The sequence below is a fragment of the Pseudomonas sp. MYb13 genome, assembly GCF_002980075.1.
Taxonomy (GTDB): Bacteria; Pseudomonadota; Gammaproteobacteria; order Pseudomonadales; family Pseudomonadaceae; genus Aquipseudomonas; species Aquipseudomonas lurida.
The window spans coordinates 690992-710006 of record NZ_PCQI01000001.1 but is presented as its reverse complement, the minus strand read 5'-3'; the positions used below and the strand labels follow the sequence as shown (position 1 = coordinate 710006).

Below are 19015 nucleotides of genomic sequence, written 5' to 3'. Positions count from 1 at the left end.
GTCTGCCAGCATCGACTGATTGATCCGGCGTCGGCTCCACGTATCGAGCGAGGTGACGACGTCATGAGTATTTTTAGCCACTTCCAAAACCGCTTCGCATCCACACAGCAGGAAGAACTCACGCTGCAAGAGTATCTCGAGCTGTGCAAACAGGATCGCAGCACCTACGCGTCTGCCGCCGAACGTCTGCTGCTGGCGATTGGCGAGCCGGAGTTGATAGACACCTCGAACAATTCGCGGCTGTCGCGAATATTTTCCAACAAGGTGATCCGTCGCTATCCGGCCTTTGAAGACTTCCATGGCATGGAAGAATGCATTGACCAGATCGTCTCCTATTTCCGCCATGCCGCCCAAGGCCTGGAAGAGAAGAAACAGATCCTCTACCTGCTCGGCCCCGTCGGCGGCGGCAAATCGTCCCTGGCGGAAAAGCTCAAACAGCTGATCGAGAAGGTGCCCTTCTACGCCATCAAGGGTTCACCCGTCTTCGAGTCCCCCCTGGGATTGTTCAACGCCACGGAAGACGGCGCGATCCTCGAAGAAGACTTCGGCATCCCGCGCCGCTACCTCAACACCATCATGTCGCCGTGGGCCACCAAGCGCCTGGCCGAGTTCGGCGGTGACATCAGCCAGTTCCGCGTGGTGAAACTCTACCCGTCCATCCTCAACCAGATCGGTGTAGCCAAGACCGAACCGGGCGACGAGAACAACCAGGACATCTCGGCGCTGGTGGGCAAGGTCGATATCCGTAAACTCGAGGAATTCCCCCAGAACGACGCCGACGCCTACAGTTACTCGGGCGCACTGTGCCGGGCCAACCAGGGCCTGATGGAGTTCGTGGAGATGTTCAAGGCGCCGATCAAGGTGCTGCACCCACTGCTCACCGCGACCCAGGAAGGTAACTACAACAGCACAGAGGGCCTGGGTGCGATTCCGTTCACCGGGATCCTGCTGGCCCACTCCAACGAATCGGAATGGCACACCTTCCGCAACAACAAGAACAACGAAGCCTTCATCGACCGGATCTACATCGTCAAGGTGCCCTACTGCCTGCGGGTCAGCGATGAAATCAAGATCTACGACAAGCTGCTGTTCAACAGCTCCCTGTCCAAGGCTCATTGCGCACCCGACACCTTGAAGATGCTCGCGCAGTTCACCGTGCTGTCGCGCCTCAAGGAGCCGGAAAACTCGAATATCTACTCGAAGATGCGCGTGTACGACGGCGAAAACCTCAAGGACACCGATCCCAAGGCCAAGTCGATCCAGGAATACCGCGACACAGCCGGCGTGGATGAAGGCATGAACGGCCTGTCGACCCGCTTTGCGTTCAAGATCCTGTCCAAGGTCTTCAACTTCGACCCCCATGAGATCGCTGCGAACCCAGTGCATTTGCTCTATGTGCTGGAGCAGCAGATCGAACAGGAGCAATTCCAGGCGGAAACCCGCGAACGCTACCTGCGTTTCCTCAAGGAATACCTGGCGCCACGCTACATCGAATTCATCGGCAAGGAAATCCAGACCGCGTACCTGGAGTCCTACAGCGAGTACGGCCAGAACATCTTCGACCGCTACGTGTTGTACGCCGACTTCTGGATCCAGGACCAGGAATACCGCGATCCGGAAACCGGCGAGATCCTCAACCGCGTAGCCCTCAACGAGGAGCTGGAAAAAATCGAGAAACCGGCTGGCATCAGCAATCCGAAGGATTTCCGCAACGAAATCGTCAACTTCGTGCTGCGCGCCCGCGCCAACAACAACGGCAAGAACCCTACCTGGCTCAGCTACGAGAAGCTGCGGGTGGTCATCGAGAAGAAAATGTTCTCCAACACCGAGGATCTGCTGCCGGTCATCAGCTTCAACGCCAAGGCCAGCAAGGAGGACCAGCAAAAACACAACGACTTCGTCACACGAATGGTCGAGCGCGGCTACACAGACAAACAGGTACGGCTGCTCTCCGAGTGGTACCTGCGGGTTCGCAAATCGCAGTAAGGCAGCGACAGGCGTGCGCTGCCGGGCCCCTGGCCTGGCAGTCGACCGCTTGTCTCTAAGCTTCCAGCTCGCGGCTTGAAGCTTGTAACGTGAAGCTGCCCGGAGGGCTCCCCATGAGCTATGTGATCGACCGACGCCTCAATGGCAAGAACAAGAGCACGGTAAACCGCCAGCGTTTCCTGCGGCGTTACCGTGACCACATCAAAAAGGCCGTGGAAGAGGCCGTCAGCCGCCGTTCCATTACCGATATGGAGCATGGCGAACAAATCAGCATTCCCGGACGGGACATCGACGAACCGGTGCTGCACCACGGCCGGGGCGGCAAGCAGACCGTCGTGCACCCCGGCAACAAGGAGTTCACCACCGGCGAGCATATTCAGCGCCCCCAAGGCGGCGGCGGCGGAAAAGGCCCTGGGAAGGCGGGCAACTCCGGCGAAGGCATGGACGAGTTCGTGTTCCAGATCACCCAGGAAGAGTTCCTCGAATTCATGTTCGAAGACCTGGAGCTGCCCAACCTGGTCAAGCGTAACCTGACCGGCACAGACACCTTCAAGACCGTGCGCGCCGGGATCAGCAACGAGGGTAACCCGTCCCGCATCAACATCATTCGCACCCTGCGCTCGGCCCATGCCCGGCGTATTGCCCTGTCAGGCAGCAGTCGCGCCAAGCTGAAGGAAGCCAAGGACGAGTTGGCGCGCCTGAAGCGCGAAGAACCGGACAATTTCGGCGATATCCAGGAAATCGAGGCAGAAATCGAGAAACTCAGCGCACGTATTCACCGTGTGCCGTTCCTCGACACTTTTGACTTGAAATACAACCTGCTGGTCAAACAGCCCAACCCCAGTTCCAAGGCGGTGATGTTTTGCCTGATGGACGTGTCTGGCTCCATGACCCAGGCCACCAAGGACATCGCCAAACGCTTCTTTATCCTGCTTTACCTGTTCCTCAAGCGGAACTACGACAAGATCGATGTCGTGTTCATCCGCCATCACACCAGCGCCCGGGAAGTCGACGAGGAAGAGTTCTTTTATTCGCGGGAAACCGGCGGCACCATCGTCTCCAGCGCGTTGAAGCTGATGCAGGAGATCATGGCCGAGCGCTACCCGGCCAACGAGTGGAACATTTATGCCGCCCAAGCCTCGGACGGTGACAACTGGAACGACGACTCGCCCATCTGCCGCGACATCCTGATCAACCAGATCATGCCGTTCGTGCAGTACTACACTTACGTTGAAATCACCCCCCGTGAGCACCAGGCCCTGTGGTTCGAATATGAGCGCATCGGCGAAGCCTTTGCCGACACTTTCGCCCAGCAGCAACTGGTCTCGGCCGGCGATATCTACCCGGTCTTCCGTGAACTCTTCCAGCGCAGGTTAGTGACATGACCGCCAAAAAAGAGCAAAAGCGCCAACCCATTTCCACGGGGTCCGAGTGGACCTTTGAACTGATCCAGGCTTATGACCGGGAAATCAGCCGCATCGCGGCGGGTTACGCCCTGGACACTTACCCTAACCAGATCGAAGTGATCACCGCCGAACAGATGATGGATGCCTATGCGTCGGTGGGCATGCCCCTGGGCTATCACCACTGGTCCTATGGCAAACACTTCCTCAGCACTGAAAAGTCCTACACCCGAGGCCAGATGGGCCTGGCGTACGAGATCGTCATCAACTCCGACCCGTGCATCGCCTACCTGATGGAAGAAAACACCATCTGCATGCAGGCACTGGTGGTGGCGCATGCCTGTTATGGGCATAACAGCTTTTTCAAGGGCAATTACCTGTTCCGCACCTGGACGGACGCCAGTTCGATCATCGATTACCTGGTGTTCGCCAAGCAGTACATCATGCAATGCGAGGAACGCCATGGCATCGATGCGGTGGAAGACCTGCTCGATTCCTGCCATGCGCTGATGAACTACGGCGTGGACCGCTACAAACGCCCTTACCCGATCTCTGCCGAAGAAGAGCGTCTGCGCCAGAAGGAGCGCGAGGAACACCTGCAGAAACAGATCAACGACCTGTGGCGCACCATTCCCAAACGCGCCGGCAAGAACAGCGACAAGGACAATGCACGCTTCCCCGCCGAACCTCAGGAAAACATCCTGTATTTCCTGGAAAAGCACGCCCCGCTGCTGGAACCTTGGCAACGGGAAATCGTGCGCATCGTGCGCAAGATCGCGCAGTACTTTTATCCACAGCGCCAGACCCAGGTCATGAACGAAGGCTGGGCAACATTCTGGCACTACACGTTGATGAACGACCTGTACGACGAAGGCTTGGTCACAGACGGCTTCATGATGGAGTTCCTGACCTCCCACACCAGCGTGGTCTTCCAGCCTGGCTTCGACAGCCCTTACTACAACGGTATCAACCCTTATGCGCTGGGCTTTGCCATGTACCGCGACATCCGGCGCATGTGCGAGCACCCCACCGAGGAAGACCGCCGCTGGTTCCCGGAAATCGCCGGCAGCGACTGGCTGTCCACGATCAAGTTCGCCATGAGCAGCTTCAAGGATGAGAGCTTTATCCTGCAGTACCTGTCACCTCAAGTGATTCGGGACCTCAAGCTGTTCAGCATCCTCGACGACGATCTCAAGGATGACCTGGTGGTGCCCGCGATCCACGATGAACCCGGCTACCGCACCATCCGCGAAACCCTGGCCGCGCAGTACAACCTGGGCAATCGCGAACCCAATGTGCAGATCTACAGCATCGATGTACGCGGCGACCGCTCGCTGACCCTGCGTCACCAGCAGCACGACCGCAAGCCTTTGGGCGAGTCTACCGAGGAAGTGCTCAAGCACCTGCACCGGCTGTGGGGGTTCGACATCCACCTGGAAACCCTGCAAGGCGATCAGGTGATGAAGACCCATCACGTGCCACCGCGCAGCGACCATAACGACAACGACTACGGCCGCCTGGACCTGGCTGTCGTTCATCTCTGAAACAGCAAAGCCTCCACTGGCCAGGCACAGGCGGTATCCTGTGGCGCTAATGGAGGCTTTTTCATGAAAATCTACAAAGTCGGCGGTGCCGTGCGTGACCGCTTGCTGGGCATCAAGGTCACCGACATCGACCGCGTCGTCGTGGGCGCAACCGCTGAAGAGATGCAGGCCAAGGGTTTCAAGCCGGTCGGTGCAGACTTCCCGGTGTTCCTGGACCCGAAGAATGGCGACGAATACGCCCTGGCCCGCACCGAACGCAAGAGCGGCCGGGGTTATGGCGGCTTTGTGTTTCATGCCAGCCCCGAGGTTACGCTGGAAGAAGACCTGATCCGTCGCGACCTGACCATCAATGCGATGGCAGAAGACGACGACGGCAACTTGACCGACCCCTATCACGGCCAGCGCGATCTTGAAGCGCGCATTCTGCGCCACGTTTCCCCGGCGTTCGCCGAAGATCCCTTACGCGTACTTCGCGTTGCGCGCTTTGCTGCGCGTTACGCGCACCTGGGTTTCACCGTCGCGCCGCAAACGCTGGAACTGATGCGCCAGCTCAGCGAATCCGGTGAACTCGAGGCCCTGACGCCTGAGCGCAGCTGGAAGGAAATCTCACGCGCCCTGATGGAAGATCAGCCCCAGGTGTTTATCCAGGTACTGCGTGACTGCAATGCGTTGAAGACCTTGATGCCTGAAGTCGACGCACTGTTCGGCGTACCGCAACCCGAAGCCCATCACCCGGAAATCGACACCGGCATACATACCTTGAGCGTGCTGGAGCAAGCCGCCTTGCACCAGCAGCCGTTGACTGTGCGATGGGCGTGCCTGCTCCACGACTTGGGCAAGGGCACGACGCCTGTGGATAAGTTGCCGCAGCATATCGCTCACGAACATCGCGGCTTGAAGCTGATCAAGGCCGTGAACGAGCGCTTCAAGGTACCGAAAGACTGCCAGGAACTGGCATTGCTGGTGGGTCAATACCACACTCACGGCCATCGGGCGCTTGAACTGAAAGCCTCGACATTGCTGGAGTTGCTGCAGAGCTTTGATGTGTACCGTCGGCCGCAGCGCTTTGAAGAGTTTGTGGTCGCTTGCGAGATGGACGCCCGAGGCCGCAAGGGCCTGGAGCAACGAAGTTATCCACAAGCGGATTATTTGCGTGGGGCGGCGAAGGCTGCCCGCGAAGTGGCCGTTGCCCCCTTGCTGGAGAAGGGTTTCAAGGGCCCGGGGCTGGGCGAGGCGCTCAAGCGCGAACGGCTCAAGGCATTAAAAATCTACAAGGAACGCCACGCACTGTAGGAGCTGGCTTGCCGGCGATAGCGCCCCCAGGAACGCCATCGCCGTCAAACCGGATGCTTACAAGAGAGCGTTCGGCGTGAGCGGCTGGCCGTGCCACTCAAACGCGACAGGCGCCAGTACCTGGTCAATCTGCGCCTCGCGCCACAGCTCGGCCAAGGTCTTGCCCACTTCAGGGTGCACACGCTCAGGCGCCATCAACGACAACGGCCACAGCACAAACGCGTTCTTGAGGATCTCCGCGCGAGGCAGGACCAACCCATCGAAATTGCCTACCAGGTCGCCATACAGCAGCACATCGATATCCAGCGGCAGGCCCTTGCGGTCCGGCGCATAACGACCATTGTCGGCTTCGATGAATTTCAACCGACGATCCAGCTCCATCAACGGCAGGTCGGTGCAAGCCGACACCACCAGGTTGAAGAACGGCCCGCTCTTGATACCCACCGGCTGGCTTTCGAACACCGCCGAGCAACGCACATCCGTCAAGAAACTCTCCAACGCGTCCAGGCCAGCGCAGAGATGGCGCTCGCGCTCGATATTGCTGCCTAGGCCAAGGTAAACCTGAGTTAGCGACATCCGCGCTCGATCTCCACGCCCACGCCCTTGGCTGCCGGCACGGCGCCAGGCTTGGTCAACTTGAGGTGCAACCAGGGAATCTGGAATTCGCTCATCAGTACTTCGGCCAGGCGCTCGGCGAAGGTTTCCACCAATTGGTACTGGGACTGTTCGGCAAAGGCCTGGATACGGGCGGACACACTGGCATAGTCCAGCGCCAGGGTGAGGTCGTCACCGGCGGCGGCCGGGCGGTTGTCCCAGGCGAAGCTCAGGTCCAGGCGCAGGCATTGGCGGATTCCGCGCTCCCAGTCGTAGGCCCCGATCACGGTGTCGACTTCCAGGCCTTCGATAAACACTCTGTCCAAGCACTCTTCTCCGCAGCACGACAAGGGCGCAATGCCCCGTTAGAATCAGGGCGTCCTCGCCCGGAATAGTTAGCATGTTTTGGTCATTGGCGATTCTCGCCTACCTGCTCGGCTCGCTGTCCTTCGCCATTTTGCTCAGCCGCCTGACGGGAAATCCCGACCCGCGAATGAGTGGCTCAGGCAATGCCGGCGCCACCAATATGTTGCGCCTGGCCGGCAAAAAGCTCGCCGTACTGACGCTGCTGGGCGACGTGTGCAAGGGCTTGTTGCCCGTACTGATCGCCAGCCTCGCCGGCCTGACCCTGCAACAACAGGCCTGGATCGGCGTGTGCGCGGTCCTGGGCCATCTGTTTCCACTGTACTTCCGCTTTCGCGGTGGTAAAGGTGTCGCCACGGCAGCGGGCATGTTGCTGGGGATCTACCCACCGGCAGCATTGCTGGCCGTACTGGCCTGGCTACTGACGTTCTACCTGACCCGTACCAGCTCACTCGCCGCGCTGATTGCCACGCCGCTCACCCTGCCGCTATTGGCCTGGCAAGAACCGGCGGCGTTGCTGCCGATGAGCGTGCTGACCCTGTTGATCGTCTGGCGCCACCGGGGCAATTTACGCGACCTGTTTGCCGGGCGCGAACGGCATTTTTAAATACACTCGCCGAGCCCGGCTCACATTACGGCATTACAACGGCGACAACTGCTCCATCGGCCAGCGCGCCTGCACGCTGATCGCCAGGCTTTCATGCTGCCCGGCCTGCAAGCGCTGGCAACCGGCATAGGCGATCATCGCGCCATTGTCGGTGCAGAACTCCGGCCGTGCGTAGAACACATCGCCGTTCATGTCGCCGAGCATTTTTTCCAGCGAAGTGCGCAAGGCCTTGTTGGCGCTGACGCCGCCTGCGATCACCAGGCGCTTCATGCCCGCCTGTTTCAAGGCGCGCTTGCACTTGATGGTCAAAGTCTCCACCACGGCCTGCTGGAACGCCAGTGCGATGTCGCAACGGGCTTGCTCACTGTCGTCCCCGGCGCTGACGCTCTGCTGCCAGGTGTTCAGTGCAGAGGTCTTCAAGCCGCTGAAGCTGAACATCAGGCCCGGGCGATCACACATAGGGCGCGGGAAGGTGTAGCGGCCGGCAACACCCTTTTCGGCGAGACGGGCGATTTCCGGGCCACCCGGATAATTGAGGCCCATCATCTTCGCGGTCTTGTCGAAAGCTTCACCGGCGGCGTCATCCAGGGACTCACCCAAAAGAGTGTATTGACCGATGCCATCCACCTGAACCAACTGCGTATGGCCGCCCGAAACCAACAAAGCGACGAACGGGAACTGCGGCGGTGTTTTTTCCAGCATCGGCGCCAGTAAATGGCCTTCCATATGGTGCACACCAAGGGCTGGAATACCCCAGGCAAATGCCAGCGCCTGGGCGCAAGAGGCCCCCACCAGCAGGGCCCCGACCAATCCAGGCCCGGCAGTGTAGGCAATGGCGTCGATCTCGGTCGGCACGCAGCCGGCCTCATCCAGCACCTGGCGAATCAGGGGCAGCATGCGCTTGACGTGATCACGGCTGGCCAGCTCCGGCACCACGCCGCCATAGGCACGGTGCAGGTCGATCTGACTGAACAGCGCATCGGCCAGGAGCCCGCGTTCACTGTCGTAAAGTGCGACACCGGTTTCGTCGCAGGAGGTTTCAAGTCCCAGTACTAGCATGGGTTTGCGCCTTGTAGAGGCTGAATTCGAAGGCGCGCATAATAGTCGCCACTCCCCCTCCCGACTAGCGGTTTTCGATCAGAGGCTTTGCATTCCGGGCAATGAGGGGTTAACATCCGCAACCCTTAAAAACCGACGACCTCAGCCGCGAATTTTTTGCGACGAGAACGTTGATCCCGGTAATGAAAGAAGGTAGCTCTGGATGCCAGCCGTCAAAGTTAAAGAGAACGAACCCTTCGACGTAGCTCTGCGTCGTTTCAAGCGCTCCTGCGAAAAAGCCGGTGTACTGGCTGAAGTTCGTAGCCGCGAATTTTACGAGAAGCCTACTTCTGAGCGTAAGCGTAAAGCAGCAGCCGCTGTTAAGCGTCACGCCAAGAAAGTTCAGCGCGAACAGCGCCGCGCCGTTCGTCTGTACTAATACACAGACGTTCGTAGCAAGCTTCTGCCAAGCCCGGCCCTCAGCCGGGCTATTGGCATTTGCGGATATCGCTTGATGCTTCACTGTCGACGCCGCACACGCGACCAAGACAACTGCTTCACACGTCAGGACTGGCTCTTTTGCCAGCGGTGCACGTCTCTTCTGACGAGCCTATCAGGGCTACTGACGAGCACACTCATTCTGCAAACAGGCGACCCACTGTGTCGGCTGTGCCCACCGAGGCGTTTCCGAGGCCCATCACTGGCCAATACCGGACGCCGGGCAACATTTCAACACCGAAGGCTGATCAGAAACTAACGTCAGTGAATATTCGGCAGATACACTTCCGTACAACCCATGCAGTCGCTAGCTGTTCAAGCACTCGATACGCGCGCTTGAACACTTCACGGGCCCTCATTTACACGCAGTGATGACGAGAACGCCATGGCCGGGCTGATTCCCCAGAGCTTTATTGACGACCTTCTGAACCGCACCGACATCGTCGATGTTGTCAGCTCGCGCGTGCAAATGAAGAAGGCTGGCAAGAACTACACCGCCTGCTGCCCGTTTCACAAGGAAAAGACCCCGTCGTTCAGCGTCAGCCCCGACAAGCAGTTCTACTACTGCTTCGGCTGCGGCGCAGGCGGCAATGCCCTCGGCTTCATCATGGACCACGACAACCTGGACTTCCCCCAGGCTGTCGAGGAACTGGCTAAAGCCGCCGGTATGGAAATCCCCCGCGAAGAAAGTGGCCGCCCGCATAAACCTCGGCAACCCACGGATTCGCCGCTGTACCCGCTGCTGACTGCCGCTGCCGAGTTCTACCGCCAGGCACTTAAAAGCCATCCGCAGCGCAAGGCCGCCGTCGACTACCTCAAGGGCCGCGGCCTCACCGGTGAGATCGCCCGCGACTTCGGGCTGGGGTTCGCCCCGCCCGGCTGGGACAACCTGTACAAGCACCTGAGCAGCGACACCCTCCAGCAGAAAGCCATGATCGATGCCGGCCTGCTGGTGGAAAACGCCGAGACCGGCAAGCGCTACGACCGCTTCCGCGACCGCGTGATGTTCCCGATTCGCGACAGCCGGGGCCGCATCATCGCCTTCGGCGGCCGCGTGCTGGGGGACGACAAGCCCAAGTACCTGAACTCGCCGGAAACGCCAGTGTTCCACAAAGGCCAGGAACTCTATGGCCTGTTCGAGGCGCGCAAGAACAATCGCAACCTCGACGAGATCATCGTGGTTGAAGGCTATATGGACGTGATCGCACTTGCCCAGCAGGGCCTGCGCAACGCCGTGGCCACCCTCGGGACCGCCACCAGCGAAGAACACATGAAACGCCTGTTCCGCGTGGTGCCCAGCGTACTGTTCTGCTTCGACGGCGACCAGGCTGGCCGCAACGCCGCCTGGCGCGCACTTGAGGCCACGCTGTCGAGCCTGCAGGACGGGCGTCGCGCACGCTTCCTGTTCCTGCCCGAAGGCGAAGACCCGGACACCCTGGTGCGCTCCGAAGGCACCGACGCGTTTCGCGCGCGCATCAATCAACATGCACAGCCGCTGGCAGACTATTTTTTCCAGCAACTGACCGAAGAAGCCGACCCGCGCTCCCTCGAAGGCAAGGCCCACATGGCCACCCTCGCCGCACCGCTGATCGACAAAGTACCCGGCGCCAACCTGAAATCACTGATGCGCATGCGCCTGCTGGAAATCACCGGGCTAAGCGGTGAAGCCGTCAGCCAGCTGGTGCACAACGCACCCCATGATGCGGCGCCACCGGCCTACGACCCAGGCATGGATTACGACGCCATGCCGGACTACTCCGACTTCCACCAACCGCAGGAGGCCTACGCGCCCCAGCAGGCGTGGACACCGAAGAAGCCCGGCGCCGGCGGCAAGAAATGGGACAAGAAACCCTGGAGCAAGAACGGCAAGCGCGGTGACAGTGACGAGGCCTATGCCCCACGCACCCCGGTTGCCGTGGAAGCACCCACATTGATTGCGCTGCGCACGCTCATCCACCACCCGCAACTGGCGGAAAAGGTCGAGAGCGCCGATCACTTTGCCAACGAAAGCAATACCTACGCACAGGTGCTGATCGCCTTGATCGAGGCGGTACAGAAAAATCCTAAGCTAAACTCAATTCAGTTGATGGCGCGTTGGCATGGCACCGAACAAGGCCGGTTATTGAAAGCACTCGCAGAAAAGGAGTGGCTAATTGACGGCGATAACCTTGAACAACAGTTTTTAGACACCATTACTAGGTTATCCGCGGGTCAGCACACGCAGACCCTCGATGAACTTATCAAGAGAGCAAGGCAGCCGGGATTGACGGCTGAAGAGCAAATTCAGATAGCAAAACAGATGCGCGACCTCTTAAAACAGAATGTTTCCGCATCAAACCCGACCTCAGCTGGCGTGTGAGGTCATAGCTCGGGTATAATCCTCGGCTTGTTTTTTGCCCGCCAAGACCTTCAGTGGATAGGGTGTTATGTCCGGAAAAGCGCAACAGCAGTCTCGTATCAAAGAGTTGATCGTTCTCGGTCGTGAGCAGGGTTACCTGACTTACGCGGAGGTCAACGACCACCTGCCTGAGGATATTTCAGATCCAGAGCAGGTGGAAGACATCATCCGCATGATTAACGACATGGGGATCAACGTATTCGAAGCTGCGCCAGATAAGGATTCCCTTATGCTGGCGGACGCCGATACCGACGAGGCTGCCGCTGAAGAAGCTGCTGCCGCGCTGGCTGCTGTGGAGACCGATATCGGTCGTACCACCGACCCTGTGCGCATGTATATGCGTGAAATGGGTACCGTCGAGCTGCTGACACGCGAAGGCGAAATCGAAATCGCCAAGCGTATCGAAGAGGGCATCCGTGAAGTGATGGGCGCAATCGCGCACTTCCCTGGCACGGTTGACCATATTCTCTCCGAGTACACCCGCGTCACCACCGAAGGTGGTCGCCTGTCCGACGTCCTGAGTGGCTACATCGACCCGGACGACGGCATCGCGCCGCCTGCCGCCGAAGTGCCGCCGCCGGTCGATGCCAAGGCTGCGAAAGCGGACGACGACTCTGAAGACGACGATGCTGAAGCCAGCGGCGACGATGAAGATGAAGTCGAAAGCGGTCCAGACCCGATCATCGCTGCCCAGCGTTTCGGTGCGGTTTCCGATCAAATGGAAATCACCCGCAAGGCCCTGAAAAAGCACGGTCGCGGCAACAAGCAGGCGATTGCCGAGCTGTTGGCCCTGGCTGAGCTGTTCATGCCGATCAAGCTGGTACCGAAGCAATTCGAAGGCCTGGTCGAGCGTGTTCGCAGCGCCCTTGAGCGTCTGCGTGCACAAGAGCGTGCGATCATGCAGCTCTGTGTCCGTGATGCGCGCATGCCGCGTGCCGACTTCCTGCGCCAGTTCCCAGGCAACGAAGTAGACGAAAGCTGGACCGACGCACTGGCCAAGGGCAAGGCGAAATACGCCGAAGCCATTGGTCGCCTGCAGCCCGACATCATCCGCTGCCAGCAGAAGCTGACCGCGCTTGAGACCGAGACCGGTCTGACGATTGCCGAGATCAAGGACATCAACCGTCGCATGTCGATCGGTGAGGCCAAGGCCCGCCGCGCGAAGAAAGAGATGGTTGAAGCCAACTTGCGTCTGGTGATCTCCATCGCCAAGAAGTACACCAACCGTGGCCTGCAATTCCTCGATCTGATCCAGGAAGGCAACATCGGCTTGATGAAGGCTGTGGACAAGTTCGAATACCGTCGCGGTTACAAGTTCTCGACGTATGCCACCTGGTGGATCCGTCAGGCGATCACTCGCTCGATCGCCGACCAGGCCCGCACCATCCGTATTCCGGTGCACATGATCGAGACGATCAACAAGCTCAACCGTATTTCCCGGCAGATGTTGCAGGAAATGGGTCGTGAACCGACTCCGGAAGAGTTGGGCGAACGCATGGAAATGCCTGAGGATAAAATCCGCAAGGTATTGAAGATCGCTAAAGAGCCGATCTCCATGGAAACCCCGATCGGTGATGACGAAGACTCCCATCTGGGTGACTTCATCGAAGACTCGACCATGCAGTCGCCAATCGATGTCGCCACTGTTGAGAGCCTTAAAGAAGCGACTCGTGACGTACTGTCCGGCCTCACTGCCCGTGAAGCCAAGGTATTGCGCATGCGTTTCGGCATCGACATGAATACCGACCACACCCTTGAGGAAGTCGGTAAGCAGTTTGACGTAACCCGCGAGCGGATCCGTCAGATCGAAGCCAAGGCGCTGCGCAAGTTGCGCCACCCGACGCGAAGCGAGCATCTGCGCTCCTTCCTCGACGAGTGACACCAGAACCCCCGGCCCAGGCCGGGGGTTTTGTTTTGTATAGATAAAATCCCTCGCAACGCCCCTCCCCCGCAATGCCCGTCTACACTCGAACCATTCCCCGTGCCATAACGAGACCGTTATGCCCAGATTGCCGACTGTGTTACTGCTGTCGCTGCTGACCTGGACCGCAACGGCTGGCGCGTTGACTCTCAGCGATGATGAGCGTGGCTGGCTGGCGGACCATCAGGAGTTGCGCCTGGGGGTGGACGCGTCGTGGCCACCCTTTGAATACCGTGACGACGAGGGCCGCTACCAAGGCTTGGCGGCCGACTACGTGCGCCTGATCCAGGACCGCCTTGGCGTGCGCGTCAAGCTGATCGAGCCGCAGAACTGGAGCGCCGTACTCGAGCAGGCGCGGAACAACCAGCTCGACCTGCTGCCCGGCGTCATGTCCACGCCGGAGCGCCAGGGCTACATGTCGTTCACGCGCCCTTACCTCGACTTCCCCATCGTTATCCTGGCTCATGAAGGCGGCGCCAAACCGCGTAACCTGAAGGACCTCTACGGCTTGAAGATTGCCGTGGTCGAAAACTACGCCCCCCATGAACTGCTGCGCACTCATCATCCCGACCTCAACCTGGTGGCCATGCCGAATGTGAGTTCGACGCTGCAAGCCCTGGCCACGGATGAAGTCGATGCGGTGGTCGGCGATCTGGCCTCGAGCGTGTGGAGCCTGCGCCAACTCAAGCTCGACGGCTTGTACGTCAGCGGGGAAACCCCCTACCGCTATCAACTGGCGATGGGTGTACCGCGCGACAATAAAATGCTGGTGGGCATCCTCGACAAGGTATTGGCCGACCTGAGCCCACAGGAAACCGACGCGATCCAGCAACACTGGGTCGGCAGCTTTACCGACCACCGCACCTTCTGGACAGACCTGCTGATGTACGGCCTGCCCGCGGTGCTCTTGCTGAGCACCGTACTGGCCGTAGTGATTCGGATCAATCGCCGGCTCAGCTCGGAAATCTCCCGCCGCGTCGCCCTGGAACAGGAACTGCGCAGCAGCGAATACCACTATCGCGGCCTGGTGGAGAGCCTGTCCGCCATCGCCTGGGAAGCCAGTGTCAGTGATTTCACCTACAGCTACGTGTCGCCACATGCCGAGGAATTACTCGGCTATCCCCGCGCGCACTGGCTGATTCCAGGCTTCTGGCGCAACATCATTCACCCCGCAGACCTGACCCGCACCGAAGCCTATTGCTACCGCGAGACCCGCGCCAACCGTGATCACAGCATCGATTACCGCGTGATCACCGCCGATGGCCGCTGCCTGTGGGTGCGTGACATCGTCAGCCTCATCGAGCACGGGCATGAGCCGGTACTGCGCGGCTTGATGATCGATATCAGCGAGGCCAAGCGTACTGAAGAAGCCTTGCAGCTGTCCGAGCAGAAATTCGCCTCTGTGTTCCAGCAATGCCCGGACATGCTGGTGATCGCACGCCTGTCCGACGGCTGCCTGCTGGAGGTGAACAAAGCGTTCGAGGACCAGATTGGCTTGAAGGCCGAAGAGGTGGTGGGCAAGACCGCTACCGAACTCAACATCTGGGGCATTGAAGGCGTGGGTCCCGACCTGCTGCAACGGGTGCAGACCACCAGCATCCGCAACCTGGAAATGCCGTTTCTGCGCAGTAACGGCCAAGCGTTCACCGGGTTGATTTCCGCCGAGCCGTTTCAACTCGATACCACGGAAGCCATCGTCGTGGTGGTGCGTGACATCACCCAGCTCAAGGCAACCCAACAGCAACTGCAAACCTCCGAAGAGAAATTCGCCAAGGCCTTCCACGCCTCCCCTGACGGCTTGTTGCTGAGCCGACAGCGCGATGGCCTGTTGATTGAAGTGAACGATGGCTTCAGTCGGATCACCGGTTTCAACAGCGCGGCATCCCTCGACCAATCGACACTGGAGATGGGCATCTGGGTCGACCTCAATGAACGCAAACACATGCTGGAACTGATGCAGCGCGATGGTTTTGTGCGCGACTTCGTCTGCCATATACGCCGCAGTGATGGCCAGATCCGTCTGTGCGAACTGTCCAGCCGTCCACTGCCGATCGGCGACGACGACTGTATGCTGACCATCGCGCGGGACATCACCGAGCGCCAGCTGATGCAGGAGAAACTGCAACAGGCCGCTACCGTGTTCGAAAGCACGGCCGAAGGCGTATTGATTACCGACACCCAGCAGAACATCAGCGCGGTCAACCGTGCCTTCAGCGAGATCACCGGATACAGCGAGGCCGAAGCCCTCGGCCAGACCCCGCGCCTGCTTGCCTCCGGCCTGCATGACAGCGCCTTCTACGCCGCCATGTGGCACCAGTTGACCGCGCAAGGTCACTGGCAGGGCGAGATATCAAACCGGCGCAAGAACGGCGAGCTGTACCCCAGTTGGCTAACCATCAGCGCCGTGCGCAACCGCGACCAGTTGATCACGCACTTTGTCGCCGTGTTCGCCGACATCTCCAGCCTCAAGCTGGCCCAGGCTCGCCTCGACTACCAGGCACACCACGATCCATTGACCGGCCTGCCCAACCGCACGCTGTTCGAAAGCCGACTGCAAGCGGCCCTCAACGGGCACCAGGAAACCGGCAAGCAAGGCGCCGTGCTGTTTCTTGACCTCGACCGCTTCAAACACATCAATGACAGCCTCGGCCACCCGATCGGCGACCTGCTGCTCAAAGACATCGCCGTGCGCCTCAAGGAACAACTGCGTGACATCGACACCGTCGCGCGCTTGGGCGGCGATGAATTCATCATCCTGCTGCCCGGCCTGCAACACGCCAGCGACGCCCAGTACCTGGCCAATAAACTGCTGGCCTGCTTCACCCCGCCGTTCCAGGCGGGTGAGCACGAGTTCTTTATCAGCGCCAGCATCGGCACCAGCCTGTACCCCCAGGACGGCACCGACGTCGCCACCCTGGTCAAAAATGCCGACGCCGCGATGTACCGCTCTAAAGCCAAGGGGCGCAACCGGGTCGAAAGCTATACCCGCGACCTCACCGCCCAAGCCAACGAACGCGTGGCACTCGAACATGAACTGCGCCGCGCCATCGAGCGCAACGAACTGAGCCTGTATTACCAGCCAAAACTGAGCCTGGAAACCCAGGAACTGATCGGTGCCGAAGCGCTGATCCGCTGGCGCCACCCCACGTTCGGCGACGTGCCCCCCGAGCACTTCATTGCCTTGGCCGAAGAAAACGGCATGATCCTGCAGATTGGCGACTGGGTGCTGGAACACGCCTGCCGGCAACTGCACGCCTGGCAAGGCACCTTTGACGATTTCGGCCCACTGTCGGTCAACCTGGCCGGCGCCCAACTGCGCCATCCCGGTTTGCTGGGTCGCATCGAACAGCTACTGCGCGACTACCGGCTCGAACCAGGCCGCCTGCAACTGGAGATCACCGAAAACTTCATCATGAGCCAGGCCGAGGAAGCGCTCGAGGTCCTGCACCAACTCAAGGACCTGGGCGTACAACTGGCAATCGATGATTTCGGCACTGGCTACTCATCCCTCAGCTACCTCAAGCGCCTGCCGCTGGACTTCCTCAAGATCGACCAGTCCTTCGTCCGCGGCCTGCCCGACGACCCCCACGACGCCGCCATCGTGCGCGCCATCATTGCCCTGGGCCACAGCATGCAATTCACCATCATCGCCGAGGGTGTGGAAAACCCCGCACAGCAAGCCTTCCTGGCTGCCGAAGGCTGCGAACAGATGCAGGGCTACATTGTCAGCCTACCGTTACCACCGGAGCTTTTCGCCGCGACATTTCTTCGTATGCGCATTGAGGACTTTTCGGATAGCACAGCGAGGAAACCATCGTTATAATCCGCGACCTGTTACAGGGCCTATAGCTCAGTTGGTCAGAGCAGAGGACTCATAATCCTTTGGTCCACGGTTCAAGTCCGTGTGGGCCCACCAAACAAGAAAGCCGCGCATTGCGCGGCTTTTGCGTGTCTGGCAGCCTCATTTCGCAAACAACTGCCCAATATCCCTGAATGCCTTGAACTCCAGCGCGTTCCCGCACGGATCGAACAGAAACAACGTCGCCTGCTCCCCCACCTGCCCCTTGAAGCGAATGTGCGGCTCCAGCACAAAGCGGGTTTGCCTGGCCTGCAGGCGTTCCGCCAAGGCATGCCAATCTTCCCAGCCGAGCACCACGCCAAAATGCGGCACCGGTACATCGTGGCCGTCTACGGCATTGGTGTGGGCAGCCTCTTGGGAGGCGGTTTTCGGATGTTCGTGAATGACCAACTGGTGCCCGAAGAAATTGAAGTCGACCCAGTGCTCACTGGAACGCCCCTCCTCCAGGCCAAACACTTCACCGTAGAAATGCCGCGCAGCGGCCAGGTCGAATACCGGGATTGCCAGGTGAAAAGGTGCGAGTGTCATCAGGTCAAACCTTTATGGGCATTAAGTGACCCGAGTTTAGCCTTGCTCCTGACGATGAAAAGACGATAGTTTTTGCGCCGAGCTCAAATTATTTCGATCAATCGAGACGCCCATGTTGCGCGAACTGAAGACCTTTATCGCAGTAACCCGTCACGGCACGTTCGCGGCGGCGGGCATGCATATCGGGCTGACGCAGTCGGCAGTCAGTGCGCAGATTCGTCAATTGGAGCAGACGCTCGGCGTGCAGTTGTTCGACCGTACCGGACGGCAGGCCACGTTGAACGCCGCGGGGTTGCGAGCCTTGCCATTGGCCAGGGAGATTCTGGACACGTTCAATCGCATGGCGGTGCCGGTGGATGCCAACGAGTACCGGGGCGAACTGAAAGTGGGTGCCATTACCACCGCGCAAACCGGCCTGTTGCCCCAGGCGCTGGTGCGTTTGCGCCAGGCGGCCCCGACGGTGGAGTGCAAGCTCATACCCGGTGTATCCCTGGAGCTGTTGAGCCGGGTGGACGCCGGTGAACTGGATTCGGCGATCATTATTCGGCCGCCCTTTGACCTGCCCAAGGAGTTGCACGTACAGCTGCTGCGCAAGGAGCCGTTTGCGCTGATTGTGCCTCATGCAACGATGGGCGATGACCCTTTGCGCTTGCTCGCGACACAGCCCCATGTGCGCTATGACCGGGCTTCATTTGGCGGTCGGTTGGTCAGCCGATTCCTGCGCGAACAGAAGCTTGAGGTCCAGGTGGCGCTGGAACTGGATGAGCTGGAAGCCATCGTCAAGATGGTCGAGTGTGGCCTGGGCGTTTCGCTGATTCCCCAGGCGGGGTTGTGGCTGGAACGCTCGCCAAATGTGCGAATTATCCCTCTGGGCAATCAGACTTTTTACCGAGACATCATCCTGCTCAGTCGCTACAGCCAACGGCATCTCCCCGTACCGCAACTGTTTACCCGCTGCCTGCTCGCCGACGCCAGCCTGTAAG

Annotated in this window: 14 protein-coding genes and 1 tRNA gene; 11 read left to right on the top strand and 4 right to left on the bottom strand. The window is 59.7% G+C overall.

Features of this window, described 5'->3' with window-relative positions:
* Nucleotides 1-63: 63 nt before the first annotated feature.
* From CQ002_RS03300 to CQ002_RS03285, 4 genes are all read left to right on the top strand, one after another.
* Entirely contained in the window at nt 64-1986 is a 1923-nt protein-coding gene (locus CQ002_RS03300) for a PrkA family serine protein kinase (protein ID WP_034109656.1), read from the top strand.
* Nucleotides 1987-2099: 113 nt separating this feature from the next.
* Nucleotides 2100-3371, top strand: coding sequence for a YeaH/YhbH family protein (locus CQ002_RS03295; protein ID WP_034109658.1), 1272 nt, complete (start codon nt 2100-2102; stop codon nt 3369-3371).
* The gene (locus tag CQ002_RS03290; RefSeq protein WP_034109660.1) at nt 3368-4933 is read left to right on the top strand and encodes a SpoVR family protein; all 1566 of its coding nucleotides are present in this window, start codon (nt 3368-3370) and stop codon (nt 4931-4933) included. The genes CQ002_RS03295 and CQ002_RS03290 overlap by 4 nt, the downstream gene beginning before the upstream one ends.
* A 63-nt stretch (nt 4934-4996) precedes the next feature.
* Nucleotides 4997-6226, top strand: coding sequence for a multifunctional CCA addition/repair protein (locus CQ002_RS03285; protein ID WP_098467463.1), 1230 nt, complete (start codon nt 4997-4999; stop codon nt 6224-6226).
* Nucleotides 6227-6283: 57 nt separating this feature from the next.
* Here the strand turns inward: CQ002_RS03285 and folK are convergent, their stop codons facing one another.
* Nucleotides 6284-6802, bottom strand: coding sequence for a 2-amino-4-hydroxy-6-hydroxymethyldihydropteridine diphosphokinase (gene folK, locus CQ002_RS03280; RefSeq protein ID WP_034109664.1), 519 nt, complete (start codon nt 6800-6802; stop codon nt 6284-6286).
* Nucleotides 6793-7146 carry a dihydroneopterin aldolase gene (gene folB / locus CQ002_RS03275; protein ID WP_015886183.1) on the bottom strand — a complete coding sequence of 118 codons (354 nt, stop codon included), beginning with the start codon at nt 7144-7146 and terminating at the stop codon, nt 6793-6795. The genes folK and folB overlap by 10 nt, the downstream gene beginning before the upstream one ends.
* Before the next feature lie 74 nt (nt 7147-7220).
* On the opposite strand from folB, the gene plsY reads away from it, so the two are divergent.
* The gene (gene plsY, locus CQ002_RS03270; protein WP_025857033.1) at nt 7221-7790 is read left to right on the top strand and encodes a glycerol-3-phosphate 1-O-acyltransferase PlsY; all 570 of its coding nucleotides are present in this window, start codon (nt 7221-7223) and stop codon (nt 7788-7790) included.
* A gap of 33 nt (nt 7791-7823) precedes the next feature.
* Here plsY and tsaD read toward each other — a convergent pair whose 3' ends face one another.
* Nucleotides 7824-8849, bottom strand: a complete 1026-nt coding sequence (gene tsaD / locus CQ002_RS03265) for a tRNA (adenosine(37)-N6)-threonylcarbamoyltransferase complex transferase subunit TsaD (protein ID WP_034109665.1) — start codon at nt 8847-8849, stop codon at nt 7824-7826.
* Nucleotides 8850-9051: 202 nt separating this feature from the next.
* Between tsaD and rpsU the strand changes: the two genes are divergently transcribed.
* The 5 genes from rpsU to CQ002_RS03240 all read left to right on the top strand — a co-directional run bounded on the left by rpsU (nt 9052) and on the right by CQ002_RS03240 (nt 17561).
* Nucleotides 9052-9267 (top strand): 30S ribosomal protein S21, encoded by a 216-nt coding sequence (gene rpsU, locus CQ002_RS03260; protein WP_002551877.1) that lies wholly within the window; start codon nt 9052-9054, stop codon nt 9265-9267.
* A 444-nt stretch (nt 9268-9711) separates the two neighbouring features.
* Nucleotides 9712-11685 carry a DNA primase gene (dnaG, locus tag CQ002_RS03255; RefSeq protein ID WP_034109667.1) on the top strand — a complete coding sequence of 658 codons (1974 nt, stop codon included), beginning with the start codon at nt 9712-9714 and terminating at the stop codon, nt 11683-11685.
* A 67-nt stretch (nt 11686-11752) separates the two neighbouring features.
* Nucleotides 11753-13603 (top strand): RNA polymerase sigma factor RpoD, encoded by a 1851-nt coding sequence (rpoD, locus tag CQ002_RS03250; protein WP_034109669.1) that lies wholly within the window; start codon nt 11753-11755, stop codon nt 13601-13603.
* 121 nt (nt 13604-13724) lie between these two features.
* Nucleotides 13725-17468: a bifunctional diguanylate cyclase/phosphodiesterase gene (locus tag CQ002_RS03245; protein ID WP_105162963.1), complete on the top strand. Its 3744-nt coding sequence runs from the start codon at nt 13725-13727 to the stop codon at nt 17466-17468.
* A 16-nt stretch (nt 17469-17484) separates the two neighbouring features.
* Nucleotides 17485-17561, top strand: a tRNA-Ile gene (locus tag CQ002_RS03240).
* Between the two features lie 45 nt (nt 17562-17606).
* Here CQ002_RS03240 and CQ002_RS03235 read toward each other — a convergent pair.
* On the bottom strand, nt 17607-18032 hold the full coding sequence (locus tag CQ002_RS03235) for a VOC family protein (protein WP_034109673.1): 426 nt from the start codon (nt 18030-18032) through the stop codon (nt 17607-17609).
* Between the two features lie 112 nt (nt 18033-18144).
* Between CQ002_RS03235 and CQ002_RS03230 the strand changes: the two genes are divergently transcribed.
* The gene (locus tag CQ002_RS03230; RefSeq protein ID WP_098467467.1) at nt 18145-19014 is read left to right on the top strand and encodes a LysR family transcriptional regulator; all 870 of its coding nucleotides are present in this window, start codon (nt 18145-18147) and stop codon (nt 19012-19014) included.
* Nucleotide 19015 lies beyond the last annotated feature (1 nt).

Bases quoted from the DNA above. Each gene is read 5' to 3' on its own strand.
- CQ002_RS03300 (WP_034109656.1), top strand. From the start codon at position 64: ATGAGTATTTTTAGCCACTTCCAAAACCGCTTCGCATCCACACAGCAG.
- CQ002_RS03295 (WP_034109658.1), top strand. From the start codon at position 2,100: ATGAGCTATGTGATCGACCGACGCCTCAATGGCAAGAACAAGAGCACG.
- CQ002_RS03290 (WP_034109660.1), top strand. From the start codon at position 3,368: ATGACCGCCAAAAAAGAGCAAAAGCGCCAACCCATTTCCACGGGGTCC.
- CQ002_RS03285 (WP_098467463.1), top strand. From the start codon at position 4,997: ATGAAAATCTACAAAGTCGGCGGTGCCGTGCGTGACCGCTTGCTGGGC.
- folK (WP_034109664.1), bottom strand. From the start codon at position 6,802: ATGTCGCTAACTCAGGTTTACCTTGGCCTAGGCAGCAATATCGAGCGC.
- plsY (WP_025857033.1), top strand. From the start codon at position 7,221: ATGTTTTGGTCATTGGCGATTCTCGCCTACCTGCTCGGCTCGCTGTCC.
- tsaD (WP_034109665.1), bottom strand. From the start codon at position 8,849: ATGCTAGTACTGGGACTTGAAACCTCCTGCGACGAAACCGGTGTCGCA.
- rpsU (WP_002551877.1), top strand. From the start codon at position 9,052: ATGCCAGCCGTCAAAGTTAAAGAGAACGAACCCTTCGACGTAGCTCTG.
- dnaG (WP_034109667.1), top strand. From the start codon at position 9,712: ATGGCCGGGCTGATTCCCCAGAGCTTTATTGACGACCTTCTGAACCGC.
- rpoD (WP_034109669.1), top strand. From the start codon at position 11,753: ATGTCCGGAAAAGCGCAACAGCAGTCTCGTATCAAAGAGTTGATCGTT.
- CQ002_RS03245 (WP_105162963.1), top strand. From the start codon at position 13,725: ATGCCCAGATTGCCGACTGTGTTACTGCTGTCGCTGCTGACCTGGACC.
- CQ002_RS03235 (WP_034109673.1), bottom strand. From the start codon at position 18,032: ATGACACTCGCACCTTTTCACCTGGCAATCCCGGTATTCGACCTGGCC.
- CQ002_RS03230 (WP_098467467.1), top strand. From the start codon at position 18,145: ATGTTGCGCGAACTGAAGACCTTTATCGCAGTAACCCGTCACGGCACG.